Raw genomic sequence first — 13403 nt, 5'->3', positions numbered from 1 at the left:
GTGTGCCTGGCAGATCGCTATCGCGGGGCAAGCCCGCTCCTACCAGAACGAAAAAGCCCCGACAGGGTCGGGGCTCTTCGTTCAGCCAAGCTGCAACTTAGTGGTTGGCAGTCTTGCCAGCCGGGGCAGCTTCTTTGCTGCGCCAGTGCGGCAGCGAGTTCCAGTAGCGCTGGCCTTTGGCGTCGTCGTACATGCCTTCCCAGCGTGCGATAACCAGCACGGCTAGGGCGTTACCGATAACGTTCAGGGCAGTACGGGCCATGTCCATGATGCGGTCGACACCGGCGATGAAGGCCAGGCCTTCCAGCGGGATACCAACGCTGCCCAGGGTAGCCAGCAACACCACGAAGGACACGCCCGGCACGCCGGCGATACCTTTGGAGGTCACCATCAAGGTCAGCACCAGCAGCAGCTGTTGGCTGATCGACAAATCGATACCGTACAACTGGGCGATGAAGATGGCCGCGATGCTCTGGTACAGGGTCGAACCGTCAAGGTTGAACGAGTAGCCGGTCGGTACCACGAAGCTGCAGATCGCTTTCGGCGCACCGTAGGCTTCCATCTTCTCGATAACACGCGGCAGTACGGTTTCCGAGCTGGCGGTGGAGTAAGCCAGAACCAGCTCGTCCTTGAAGATGCGCATGATCTTCAGGATCGAGAAACCAAACAAGCGAGCAATCAGACCCAGCACCATGAAGCCGAAGAAGGCGATGGCGAAGTACACCAGCAGCACCAGCTTGGCCAATGGCAGCAGCGAGGCGAAGCCGAAGTTGGCGACGGTCACCGCGATCAGCGCGAACACACCGATTGGCGCGTAGTTCATGATCATGTGAGTGACCTTGAACATGGCTTCGGAGACGCCCTGGAAGGTTTTCACCAACGGATCGCGAATGTCTGCCTGCAGGCTCGACAAGCCCAGGCCGAACAGTACCGAGAAGAAGATGATCGGCAGCATTTCGCCACGCATCAGCGCTGCGAAGATGTTCGACGGGATCAGGTTGAGGATGGTTTCGATAAACGCATGCTCATGCTGAACCTCAGCGGCGGTAGCTTGGTACTTGGAAATATCGACAGTGCCCAAGGTGCTCATGTCGATACCGGCACCCGGGTGGAACAGGTTGGCCAGAACCAGACCCACCACGATGGCGATGGTGGTCACCACCTCAAAGTAGATGATGGTCTTCAGGCCGATACTGCCCAGTTTTTTCGCATCGCCAACTCCGGCGATACCCACGATCAGCGACGAAATCACGATCGGGATGACGATCATCTTGATCAGGCGAATGAAGATGTCACCGGCAGGTTGCAGGACGTTACTGATCCACCATGCCTTTTCTGCACTGAAATGATTCAGTAAAGCGCCGATTGCAATCCCCAATACCAGACCGATGAGGATCTGCCAGGCGAGGCTTAGCTTTGCCTTCTTCATATCATTACCTTTTCTTCAAGTGGCCACGGGCACTTGGCTAAAAACCGCGATCCAGAGCTGTTAACAGCGGTATCTGGTCGTTGAAGGCTATTGCCAGGCGACTCCGTAGAAGGTCACCGCAAGCGAGCGTTTGAACGCTCAGGCCAGCGAAAAAAGGCGCAACTATTCCCACGAGAAGGGGGGGCGTCTAATGCCGTAAGCGACTACCCTATGCCGAATCGGCATGATCTTTTCAGGTCAAAACGAGCGTCCCAGAGGGTTGCTCAAGGGGCGTTCGGAATTCCGACGATGGCCAAAGCGCCACAATCCGGCAGATTTAGACGTATCCAGCTGAGTGTGAAAGGGTGTTGTTCGACAATCCGAATGCGTGAAATCACCTCGGATCGAGCACCTTGGCGGGGTGAAAAAATATCGATGTACGGTCGCATGGAAATATGCGTGTACGCCGTTGGCGGGAACAATCAAAAAAATCGATAGGGAGCGAAGAATTGCTAAAGCGTTACGGAAGCCAGTTCGAACAGTCCCTTCAACAGGGAGCTGCCAGACCTGAAACTTCCGTGACCGCTTCACCCGACCCGGCCCTCATCGGAGGCACTCCTTGTACCCCTAGGCCCCTCCGATCCTGCAACAATCAGAGCAGCCCGGCCCCCTGGTCATGTGCCGGCCTTCCTCAGGCGGGCACAACATAGAAGCCTGAAATGAAAAAAGGTTCAGCTTCTATATATGTACATGGGTGTCCAGTCGCACCCAGTACCTGTTCACGTTCAGCCTCTGCCGCGACGACCGAAGAAGAAGGACGCCACGAACAGCACCAGGAAGATGATGAAAAGGATCTTCGCGATACCGGTAGCTGCGCCGGCAATACCACCGAAGCCCAGCACAGCGGCAATGATCGCAATAATCAGAAAGGTGATAGCCCAACTTAACATGGTGATTCTCCTTACCGTTCTTGGAAGAAACCTTCTACTGGCCTCAGAACACCCAGCGTTGCTGCGCGGTGGTGACCTCATCAGACGTGCTGCTGACCGCTGCAGGCCGCGACTGCATCACCGCCCTGGGAGCCGAGTGGGATGCCTTGCCCAGCAGGGCCGCGCGCTCAGATACCTCTCGAACCGCCTGAGTGTGCTGCCAGTTGTGGAAGAGCTGACCGGCAATGAGCGTCAGCAGCAAGGCCAGGCTAAGGATCAGTCCCTGGCGCAGCTGAAGTGGGGAAACCTGCGCAAGGGTGGCGGGGTGCCTGATCATGCTGAATTCCTCCTGCCGCATTCATTGGTGTCTGCAGGGGATGTTGCACTGTGCATGCCAGACTTTCGCAAAAATAAATAACTAACAAAATCAAAGAGATAACGACGAGCATGCGTGCTTGCAGTACGTATCCTGCACGATGCCTGCTGTAGGGTCGTGCGATTTGCATGACACGCTCATCCCGACCGCCGTACAGCAAAGGCCTTTTAAAGGCGCCGATCGCAGCCTTTTGCCGGGTTAGATATGTCGTAGGCCAACGGCTACCATGCAGAGAATGCAATAAATCAGAAAAAAGCATGCAACTTGCCCGATTTCTCCGGCACTAATAGAGAACATTCTTAAAAGGAGCGTAGGAAATGGAGTCAACCCAGGAACATCAAGGCCGTATCCTGTTGGTCGACGACGAATCAGCCATCCTGCGCACCTTCCGTTACTGCCTGGAAGATGAAGGCTACAGCGTAGCGACTGCCAACAGTGCCGCTCAGGCCGAAACCCTGCTGCAGCGTCAGGTCTTCGACTTGTGTTTCCTCGACCTGCGCCTGGGTGAAGACAACGGCCTGGATGTGCTGGCGCAGATGCGCATTCAAGCGCCGTGGATGCGCATCGTCATCGTTACCGCTCACTCGGCCGTCGATACGGCAGTTGATGCGATTCAGGCGGGGGCCGCCGACTATCTGGTGAAACCCTGCAGTCCCGACCAACTGCGCCTGGCAGCAGCCAAACAGCTGGAAATACGCCAACTCTCTGCCCGCCTGGAAGCACTGGAAGGCGAAGTAAAAAAACCCAAGGACGGCCTGGACTCGCACAGCCCGGCGATGATGGCGGTGCTGGAAACTGCACGCCAGGTGGCCAGCACCGATGCCAATATCCTGATCCTCGGCGAGTCGGGCACTGGTAAGGGTGAACTGGCCAGGGCCATTCACGGTTGGAGCAAGCGCGCGCGCAAGGCCTGCGTCACCATCAACTGCCCCTCGCTTACCGCCGAACTCATGGAAAGCGAACTGTTCGGCCATAGCCGCGGTGCCTTTACCGGCGCCAGTGAAAGCACCTTGGGCCGAGTCAACCAGGCCGATGGCGGCACGTTGTTCCTCGACGAGATCGGCGATTTCCCCCTGACACTTCAGCCCAAGTTACTGCGCTTTATCCAGGATAAAGAGTACGAGCGGGTCGGTGACCCAGTAACGCGACTGGCCGATGTTCGCATTCTGGCCGCCACCAACCTCATCCTTGAAGACATGGTCCGCGACGGACGCTTCCGTGAAGACTTGCTGTATCGCCTGAATGTCATCACCTTGCACCTGCCACCCCTGCGTGAGCGCAGCGAAGACATCCAGACCCTAGCCGACCGCTTCCTGGCCCGCTTCGTCAAAGAATATGCGCGGCCTGCCCGTGGTTTCAGCGACGAGGCAAAAGCCGCTTTGCTCAATTACCGCTGGCCGGGGAACATTCGTGAACTACGCAACGTGGTGGAGCGCGCCAGCATTATCTGCCCTCAGGAGCGCGTTGAACTCAGCCACCTGGGCATGGGTGAACAGGCCACCACCAATGCTCCGCGCATCGGTGCAGCACTGAGCCTTGATGAACTGGAGCGCGCCCACATCGAAGCGGTGCTGGCCACCAGTGAGACCCTCGACCAGGCAGCGAAAACACTGGGCATCGATGCCTCCACCCTGTATCGCAAACGCAAGCAGTACAACCTATGAAATGGGCGATGATGAAGCTGCGTACGCGGCTTTTTCTCAGTATTTCGGCGCTGATCACCGTCGCCTTGCTGGGTTTATTGCTGGGGTTGGTCAGCGTGCTGCAGATGGCCAGCTCGCAGCAGGCGCTGATCCGGGAGAATACGGCAACCCTGGACCTTGGCCTGAAACTACGGCAAAACCTCGGCGAGCAACTGACACTGATGCTTACCGAATCGGTGGACCGAAACGCGATCGCGCGTCTGCAGACCCAGTTCCAGCACCTGCTCAACGAAGGTATCCAACAGGAACAGCGTGGTGATGCCGGGAAAAACTTTGCCGACACCAACAATCACTTCCAACGCTACCTGCAGGCATTCCAGAACACGGCAGTGCCAGCTCAAGGCCTGGGCAGCGAACAACCACTGGGCAAAGCCTTCGGCTTGCTGCGCAACGATCTGCTCGACGCCCATAAACGCGCAGTTGATCACATCAACCACAGTGAGCAGGTCACCTACGATCGGGCGTTGTTGATTTCCAGCTTGCTTGGCCTGGTGGGCTTGAGCGTGCTGATCCTTGGTTTTGTCACTGCCCATGGCATTGCCCGCCGCTTTGGTCAGCCGATCGAAGCACTGGCTAAAGCAGCCGATCAAATAGGTCAGGGTGATTTCAAAGTCACCTTACCGGTGTCCCAGTCCATTGAGATGAACCAGCTGACCCGGCGCTTTGGCTTGATGGCCGAAGCCCTGAGCAAACATCAGGCAACCAACATCGACGAACTGCTTGCCGGCAAGCAGCGCCTGCAAGCCGTGCTCGACAGCATCGATGATGGCCTGCTGATAATCGACCACCAGGGCCACCTGGAGCACATCAACCCTGTTGCCCAACGGCAACTGAGCTGGAATGACAGCCACCTGGGCAAGGGCCTGGGTGAAGCGCTGCAACGGCCGGAGCTGGATGAGCAACTGCGCCTGGTGCTGCGCGGCGCCAACCTTGAGCGGGTACCGGACGACCTGAGCTTTGATGTTGAAGAGGAACCTCGCCTGCTGGCCTACAGGCTGACCCCGGTGTGTCATCCCGACGGGCAGATTCTCGGTGCGGTCATGGTACTGCGCGACGTCACCGAACAGCGTGCGTTCGAGCGGGTGCGCAGTGAGTTTGTCCTGCGTGCTTCCCATGAATTGCGCACGCCGGTAACCGGCATGCACATGGCCTTCGGACTGCTACGCGAGCGCCTGAGCTTCCCCCCACAAGGGCGAGAGGCTGACCTGCTCGAAACCATCGGCGAAGAGATGCAACGCCTGACCCAATTGATCAACGACCTGCTGAACTTCTCCCGCTACCAGAGCGGCCAGCAAAAACTCGAGCTGATGCCCTGTGCGATCGATGAATTACTCGCCAGGGCCTGTGAACGTTTTGCCGGCCCAGCGGGTGACAAGCAGATCGAGCTACAGGTGGAGCTGGCAGCGCCACTACCGCATATCCAGGCCGACAGCGTGCAACTGGACCGCGTCATGGACAACCTGCTGGACAATGCCGTGCGCCACACTCCGGTGGCCGGCAGCATTCGCCTGCATGCCAGACGTCATGCCGAGCGGGTGATCATAAGTATTGAAGACAGCGGCGAAGGCATTGCTTACAGCCAACAGGGGCGGATCTTCGAACCGTTCGTGCAGGTCGGGCGCAAGAAGGGCGGCGCGGGATTGGGCTTGGCGCTGTGCAAGGAAATCGTGCAACTACATGGCGGGCGCATGGGCGTTTACTCTCGTCCAGGCCAAGGCACCCAGTTCTACATGGCCCTACCTGTCTGAATCAGGCTTCATCATCGATCCGTCGTGAGACGGTACGCCGACCACGGGTAACCAGCTCGACGAATTGGCGAGCACTCAGCGGATGGGCAAAAAGCCAACCCTGGCCGTAATTCACCCCTTCGCTGTTAAGCAGCATGGCCTGGTCCTCGTACTCGACACCTTCGGCAATCACCCGCAGCTGCAGGGCGTGGGCCATACGGATGATATGCGGTGCCACACCGCTGCTGGCGGCATCGTGCCCCAGCGCGTCGATGAAGGCCTTGTCGATTTTCAGGCAGTCCACAGGCAGGGTTTGCAGGTAGGCCAGGCTGCAATAACCGGTGCCGAAGTCATCGATCAACACTTGGTGGCCTACTTCGCGCAGCGCTTGCAGGTTGTCGCGGGCAACCACCACGTCGATCAGGCCACGCTCGGTGACTTCGAATGCGATCTGACTGGCCGCGACATGGTGCAAGGCCAGTAACCGTGCCGCCACCCGGCCAATCCTTGGAACCATCACATCACAGGCCGCCAGGTTGACCGAGATATAAAGGTGCTTGTTGGAGCGCAGCAACTGCCCCAACTGTTCAAGCACACGCTGCAGAACAAAATCGGTGATCTGGCGGATCTGGCCGGTATTTTCCGCCAACGGAATAAACAGATCCGGGCTAGTCAGGGTGCCATCAGGCCGACGCCAGCGTACCAAGGCTTCAGCCCCCACACAGCGGCGACTGTTGAGCTCAAAAATTGGCTGGTACAGCACCTGCAATTCCCCACGGCGTAACGCCCCCTGCAACTCGGAACTCATCGAGCGGCGCTGACGCACCAATTGCAACACCAACCAACCGATGCACCATGCCAGTACCAGGCTGCCGGGAAACAACAACCAGAGCACGCCATTCATCTTCAACGGCAGGCTGGCGCGCGGGGCGATCAATACCAATTGGTAGTCGGGCGACTTGGTCGGCATGCGGTAAATCAACTGGTCGGGCAATTCGAGCAGGGCGTCCATGGATTTCGGTGGCCAATTGGCCGAAGGCGGCCAGGCCTGCGGCGGCCCCAGCACCGGCACTGCACGCTCACCGTTGTCCAGCACCACCAGCAAACTGCCGTCCGGGGGCAAGTCGACCACATCGGTCAAATGGCCGCGAGAGGTCGCTACCAGGAATTTGCCGCGGCCCAGCATCAGCGCGGCAATGTTGTCATCCGGTTCGCTGGTGGTATTGAGCCAGTAACTGTACGTCGGTCCCTGGATATCCGGGGCCCGTAACGGATTGATAGTGCGCTCGCCAATGCGGTTGGAGCAGGCAACCGTGCCATCCACATAGGCAGCCTCATAGACGAAGCGGTATCTGAAGCCAATCTGCTGCAGGATGTTCAGCATCGCCCCATCACAGCCGCGCAACGGCTGAGCCTGAAGCTCATCAACGCCCTCACGCAACTGCCCGAAAATCTGCTCCAGACGCTCGAGAAAGCGCTCGCCCTTGGCGTTCATCTGCTCGCTTTCACTTTGCTGCATCTGGTGCATCGCGACACCGATGCTGGCAACCAGCAACAGCACTGCGCTGGCCGCAGCCGCAAGTGTGGCCAGTAACCAGGGGCGATACAGCAAGTGGCGCAGCACGGAGAGGGCAGCTGACATCAAGAAGCATCCAGTTGAATACCAAGAGGTATAGCAACTGCCGGTCAAGTCAGCCTGCCCGTTTGGCGGCGCCGTGCCTTAACGGCTGTTGAGCACCTGCAGCATGGCTGCAGTTTGCGCATCCGCCACGCCATCAAAACGCTGTGGACGGAAGCGCATCTGGAACGCGGCCAGCACATGTTTGGTGCTGACGTCGTAGACCCCAGTCTGCTCAATGGCATAACCGAAGCGCTTCAGTTGCTGCTGATACCAGGTGATGCTCGGCGGATTGACGTTGAAGCGCGCCTGCTGCTGCGCCACCGCCCGTGCATCCGGCCAGACGCCTAAACCGGCATCGGCCAGGCGCTTCCAGGGGAACAGTGGGCCCGGGTCGAGCTTGCGCGAGGGGGCAATGTCGCTGTGCCCGATGATGTAGCGAGGCTGGATGTTATTACGTTTGACGATGTCCTTGAGCAAAGCAATCAATGCTTCGATCTGCGCTTCGGTGTACGGATGCCAGACCCGCCCGGTCGGGGTATCGGTAAAGCCTGGGTTGACGATCTCGATGCCAATCGAGCTGGAGTTGAGCCAGGTTCGGCCATCCCATTGGCTATCGCCGGCGTGCCAGGCGCGGCGACTTTCATCGACCAACTGATAAACGGTGGCCGGTGAATCGCCGATCAGGTAATGGCTGCTGACTTCGCCATGGGTCAGCAGCTTGAGGGAACGCTCCAGTGAGGCGTTGGTGTAGTGCAAAACGACGAACTGGATACGGCCGTCCTGGTTGACCGACGTGTGGCTGCGGTCAATCCGCAAGCCGCTGCTGCAACCTGCCAGGGTTAGCAGCAGGAGCGCAGTGAGTATGGCTTTCATGAAAAAGGGCACATGTGATGACTTGTAATGCAATAGCATAACGTATCCTCGCGGGCGCCACTCAGCCCTGTTCTACTCTATTTCTACCGAGATGTTTCGCCCGATACAGTGCTTCATCAGCACGCTTGAGTACGACCTCACTACGCTCACCACTGCGAAACGCACTGATCCCAATCGACAGGGTAATCGTCACCCGCTCACCTTTGAAGTGGAACGGACACGCCTCGATGGCTGCGCGCAGACTTTCCGCTAACTGGCAGCCCGCGGCCATGGCCGTCTGCGGGATCAACAAGACAAACTCTTCACCGCCAAAACGGGCAATGAAATCACGGCTGCGCAGGCGTTTGCGCAGCACGCTGGCAACAATCTTCAGTACTTTGTCGCCCGCCTGGTGCCCGTAGCTGTCATTGATACGCTTGAAATGATCAAGGTCGAGTATCGCCATCAGCAGATGGCCACCGTTTTCTTGCCACTCCAACACTTCCTGATCCACGCGCTCAGACCAGGCAGCCCGGTTCGGTAAACCGGTGAGGGGGTCGATCAGGGCTTTTTGCCGCTGCTCCTCCAGATGCTCGCGATAGCCCATGGCCTCCTGTTCCATGCTGGCGACGCGCTCGGCCAGGCCCTGCAGGCGGTTTGCCATGTCTTGTTCGCGCTGGTCACGTTTGTGCTGATGCTCGTCCATGGTACCGAGCAAACCTTCGAGGCGGTTTTCCAGGATGTGCTTGAGGCTATCCAGATCAGCTGCGCCCTGCACGCTGCTTTGCAGGCCATCGACCTGCTCACGCAGCTGGTTGTCCAGATCACGAGCCGCCGATGTATTGTCGGCATGGCCTTCACTGGCTTCGTGCAAGTGGCTCTGAAACGACTCCAGGCGCTCGTTGAGTTGCTGCAGGTAAGCCTCGAACTCGTGCTGGCCGCTGTCGTTGATCGCCAACATCAACACCGCCAGGTCATCCAGCACCGGCAACAGCTCATACCAGTTCAGGCCATGCTCCAGACGTGCACGCAGGGACTCGGCCTGGGCCTTGTAGCGCTCAGGTAAGGTCAGGTCATCCAGCAGGCCCAGCAAGGTCTCCTCAATGTGCGCGGCGACCGAACTGTAGGTGGGTTCAGTACCGTCGGGCAGGGCGTAGTGAGGATCTTCTGCCAGTGTTTGCGCGACTTCAGTCTCGACGGGCTCTGATTCGTCCTGCACTTGCTCCAGTTGCTCGGCTTCGGGCTGGTCGATGGGTGCTGGCGCTTGTGCTTCAAGCACAGGCGCTGGATCGTCGAGAACGCCGACCTCAGGCACCGGCTCTTCAGGCATTTCCTGCGCAACCGCTACTTGCTCTACGGCTTGAGCAACGTCCTCAGCGCTGGCCTCCAGCGGCTGCAGTTCGTCAACATCGCCCGGTGTTTGCGCTTGAGGCGCTTCAGCTTCACGGACCTGCGGCACCGCTACAGGCGCCTCAAAGGCCTCGGACGCAATCGCTCCTGCCCCGGCCATGGCGGGTTGTAGCGCTTGCGCCTCGGCTTCACGATTACCGAACAGGCGCTGCAAAAAGCCGGGACGCTGGGCTTCTTCAGGGCGTTCAAGCGCCGACAGTGCCTGCCCCTGCAGGGTGCTCAGTTCCCCCAGCAGCAAAGGTACTTCGCGTGATTGGCTGGCGCGGGCCTCAACCTGCTTGGCGAACTTCTTCAGAGGCCGGCTGACGTCACTGGGCAGGGGCAGGGTTTGCAACTGGCTGACCAGTGCATTCAACGCCGTGCTGACCTGGCCAATCCGGGTTTCCCGGCGCTGCTCGGAGTCGAGAACAGCCTTTTCCAGGCGCGGGATCAGCCCTGCCAGGGCGGCGTCCATGTTGTCGGTGCGGATGACTTCACGCATCTCCTTCATGCACTGATCCACCGCCCGGTCACTGCCTTCGGCAGCCAGGGTGCTACGCACCAGACCACGGCGCAGCAAGTCGAGGCGGGCATCCCAACGGCGCTCGAGCTTCTCTTGCTGTTCGATACTCTTGAGGTACTTTTCTTTCCAGCGCTGGGCTTCGTCGGTCATGCCTGGGTCCGCAGAGGGGTGATGGCAATTAGCTCAAAGCGGGCAGCGTATCCACAGCGAGGGCATCAGGCAAACGAATCTCAACCGCGACCGGAAGATGATCGGAAATGGGTTGCGCCAACACCTCGACCCGCTCCAGGGTCAGGCTTGGGCTGAGCAAAATATGATCAAGGCAGCGCTGCGGGCGCCAACTCGGGAAGGTCGCTTGCACTTGCGGCGCAACCAGCCCCAGATCACGCAGGGGAGAGTGTTCCAACAGGTCGTTGGCATGGGTGTTCATGTCGCCCATCAACACCTGATGACGATAACCGCCAATCAGCTCGCGGATGTAGGCCAACTGCCGGACACGGGTCTTGGCACCCAGTGCCAGGTGCATCATGACCACCACCAGGGCGTCTTCACCCTCGCCGAAACGCACCAGGATTGCCCCGCGTCCAGCTGGGCCGGGCAGGGGATGGTCTTCGATCAATTGAGGTTTGAGCCGGCTAAGCACGCCGTTGCTGTGCTGGGCTAGACGCCCGAGGTTGCGATTGAGCTGCTGGTACCAATAAGGAAAGGCACCGAGTTGCGCCAGATGCTCGACCTGATTGATGTAGCCGGAGCGCAGGCTGCCGCCATCGGCTTCCTGCAGGGCTACCAGGTCGAAGTCGCCAAGCAGGTCGCCGATCTTCTGCAGGTTACCGGCACGCCCTGTGTGCGGCAGCAAATGCTGCCAGCTCTTGGTCAGGTAGTGCCGGTAACGCTCAGTGTTGATCCCCACCTGGATGTTGAAACTGAGCAGGCGCAGGCGCCCATCCTCTGGCAGGCCATTAGCCTGCAGGTGATGTTCGTTGACCCGCGGATCGTGCAGGCCAACGCTTCGCTCAGCTCTCCAACGGCGCATGGTGGGCGACGCTTACTTGGCGCCGCGCTCCTTTTCGACCAGGAAGTCGGCAACATTCAGGACACCTTGCGGGCCTTGGGCGGTACCGAGGTCAAAGCGGTATTTGCCGTTGACGACCATGCTAGGAACGCCGGTGATTTCGTATTTTTTCGCCAGTTCTTTGGCTTTCTGCACCTGACCTTTGATGGCAAAGGAGTTGAAGGTGGCCAGGAACTTGTCCTTGTCGACGCCTTGGGTCGCGAGGAACTCGGCCATTTCTTCAGGGTCGGTCAGCTTTTTGCGCTGCACCTGAATGGCTTCGAACACCGCAGCATGGACCTTGTGCTCGACGCCCATGGCTTCGAGGGTCAGGAACATCTGACCATGGGCATCCCATGGACCGCCAAACATGGCAGGAACGCGTTTGAAATTGACGTCGGCAGGCAACTGCGCAGCCCAAGGATTAACCACTGGCTCGAAGCTGTAGCAGTGTGGGCAGCCATACCAGAACAGCTCAACCACTTCGATTTTGCCGGGCACCGACACCGGTACCGCGTTGCTCAGCTCGACATACTCCTTACCTGCTACAGGCTCTGCAGCCTGGGCAGTCATACCGAATACGCTGGCGGCGACCAGCGTGGCGCTGAGAATCAAATTACGCATGCTTCACTCCTGAGCAATCTATTTGGTCGCCTCGACACGACCTGCAGTAAGACAGGTCGAAGCGGGCCCGAGTTCGTTAGTGTAACGGCAGCGGGCACAAAAAAGGGCGGCCTCGGCCACCCTTTTCATCTTTGCGCTGCAGTATTAACCCAGCGTTAAAACGCGGATCAGTGCAGACCCTGGATGTAGCTGGACAGCGCTTCGATGTCCTTGTTGCTGAGCTTCGACGCGATGGTACGCATGGTGGTGGCATCGCCGTCGTTGGTGCGGTTGCCCTCGCGGAAGTCGGTCAGTTGCTTGGCAACGTATTGCGAGTGCTGGCCACTCAGGTGTGGGAAGCCGGCCAATGCGAGGCCCGCGCCGTTTGGCGAATGGCAGCCGGTGCAGGCAGGCAGGCCTTTTTCGACATCACCGCCGTTGAACAGGGCACGACCACGCTCGACCAGCTTCGGATCGGCGGCACCCACGCTGCCTTTCTGGCTGGAGAAATAAGCGGCGATGTCAGCCATGTCCTGGTCGTTGAAGTTGGCGAGCATGCCGGTCATTTCCAGCACGGTGCGCTTGCCCGACTTGATGTCGTGCAATTGTTTTTCCAGGTACTTCTCACCCTGGCCTGCAAGTTTCGGGAAGTTCGGCGCCAGGCTGTTGCCGTCCGGATTGTGACAGGCGCCACATACAGCAGTTTTGGCCTGACCAGCAGCGGCATCCCCTTTGATAGGCTCTGCGGCATTGGCTGCACCAGTGACGCCCAAGGTCAACAGCAGACTCACGAGTAGTTTGTTCATCAGCTAATCCAACTACGGCTAAGGGTGAAAGAGTTATGTATCGGGACTCCGGCTCATCCACTGGATGATCGCCTGGTAGTCCTCGGCACTGCAGTCCATGCACAATCCACGCGGCGGCATAGCCTTAAAACCCTGGGTGACATGCTTCACCAGCGTCTCCATCCCCTGCGCCAGCCGTGGCTCCCAAGCTGCCTGGTCACCTGGTTGCGGTGCCTGCGGTAGCTGTCCGGCATGGCAAGCGGCACATGCTCGCTTGTACACTGCCTGGGGATCCTGTGTAGCCTGAGCGCTGAACAACGGTATCAAGACACCTGCAGCAAGCAGCCATTTCGTCATACGAACGACCTTTCAGGGTTGGGGGTTGCACTGCGTTCTACTGCGCAAGCTTGAATCAACCGCCCTCGTGCACATCCTC

12 protein-coding genes are annotated in these 13403 nt (G+C 58.9%); 2 read left to right on the top strand and 10 right to left on the bottom strand.

Going from position 1 to position 13403, the window contains the following annotated elements:
• Positions 1-97: 97 nt before the first annotated feature.
• The 3 genes from gltP to ACP6KB_RS00445 form a co-directional block, all read right to left on the bottom strand.
• Complete coding sequence (gene gltP / locus ACP6KB_RS00455; RefSeq protein ID WP_442111232.1) at positions 98-1429, bottom strand: glutamate/aspartate:proton symporter GltP; 1332 nt, start codon at positions 1427-1429, stop codon at positions 98-100.
• A 764-nt stretch (positions 1430-2193) separates the two neighbouring features.
• A complete protein-coding gene (locus tag ACP6KB_RS00450) occupies positions 2194-2358 on the bottom strand; it encodes a DUF1328 domain-containing protein (RefSeq protein ID WP_197875236.1) in 165 nt (54 codons plus the stop codon).
• 43 nt (positions 2359-2401) lie between these two features.
• Positions 2402-2674 carry a hypothetical protein gene (locus ACP6KB_RS00445; RefSeq protein WP_442111230.1) on the bottom strand — a complete coding sequence of 91 codons (273 nt, stop codon included), beginning with the start codon at positions 2672-2674 and terminating at the stop codon, positions 2402-2404.
• 356 nt (positions 2675-3030) lie between these two features.
• Between ACP6KB_RS00445 and algB the strand changes: the two genes are divergently transcribed.
• Entirely contained in the window at positions 3031-4377 is a 1347-nt protein-coding gene (algB, locus tag ACP6KB_RS00440; protein WP_442111228.1) for a sigma-54-dependent response regulator transcription factor AlgB, read from the top strand.
• Entirely contained in the window at positions 4374-6164 is a 1791-nt protein-coding gene (locus tag ACP6KB_RS00435) for a KinB sensor domain-containing domain (protein WP_442111226.1), read from the top strand. Before algB ends, ACP6KB_RS00435 begins: the two co-directional genes overlap by 4 nt.
• 1 nt (position 6165) lies before the next feature.
• Here ACP6KB_RS00435 and ACP6KB_RS00430 read toward each other — a convergent pair whose 3' ends face one another.
• The 7 genes from ACP6KB_RS00430 to ACP6KB_RS00400 form a co-directional block, all read right to left on the bottom strand.
• The gene (locus tag ACP6KB_RS00430; protein WP_442111225.1) at positions 6166-7785 is read right to left on the bottom strand and encodes an EAL domain-containing protein; all 1620 of its coding nucleotides are present in this window, start codon (positions 7783-7785) and stop codon (positions 6166-6168) included.
• 78 nt (positions 7786-7863) lie between these two features.
• Positions 7864-8637, bottom strand: a complete 774-nt coding sequence (locus ACP6KB_RS00425; protein ID WP_442111223.1) for an N-acetylmuramoyl-L-alanine amidase — start codon at positions 8635-8637, stop codon at positions 7864-7866.
• 61 nt (positions 8638-8698) lie between these two features.
• Positions 8699-10678: a diguanylate cyclase gene (locus tag ACP6KB_RS00420; RefSeq protein ID WP_442111221.1), complete on the bottom strand. Its 1980-nt coding sequence runs from the start codon at positions 10676-10678 to the stop codon at positions 8699-8701.
• A 28-nt stretch (positions 10679-10706) separates the two neighbouring features.
• A complete protein-coding gene (locus tag ACP6KB_RS00415; RefSeq protein WP_442111219.1) occupies positions 10707-11561 on the bottom strand; it encodes an endonuclease/exonuclease/phosphatase family protein in 855 nt (284 codons plus the stop codon).
• A gap of 12 nt (positions 11562-11573) precedes the next feature.
• Complete coding sequence (gene dsbA / locus ACP6KB_RS00410) at positions 11574-12203, bottom strand: thiol:disulfide interchange protein DsbA (protein ID WP_442111217.1); 630 nt, start codon at positions 12201-12203, stop codon at positions 11574-11576.
• Positions 12204-12370: 167 nt separating this feature from the next.
• On the bottom strand, positions 12371-12988 hold the full coding sequence (locus ACP6KB_RS00405; protein ID WP_442111215.1) for a c-type cytochrome: 618 nt from the start codon (positions 12986-12988) through the stop codon (positions 12371-12373).
• Between the two features lie 33 nt (positions 12989-13021).
• Positions 13022-13324, bottom strand: coding sequence for a c-type cytochrome (locus tag ACP6KB_RS00400; protein ID WP_442111213.1), 303 nt, complete (start codon positions 13322-13324; stop codon positions 13022-13024).
• Between the last annotated feature and the right edge of the window lie 79 nt (positions 13325-13403).

The sequence above is a fragment of the Pseudomonas sp. NUPR-001 genome, assembly GCF_052147955.1.
Lineage (GTDB): Bacteria > Pseudomonadota > Gammaproteobacteria > Pseudomonadales > Pseudomonadaceae > Aquipseudomonas.
The sequence above is the reverse complement of the archived record's forward strand: the minus strand, read 5'-3'. Positions and strand labels throughout refer to the sequence as shown.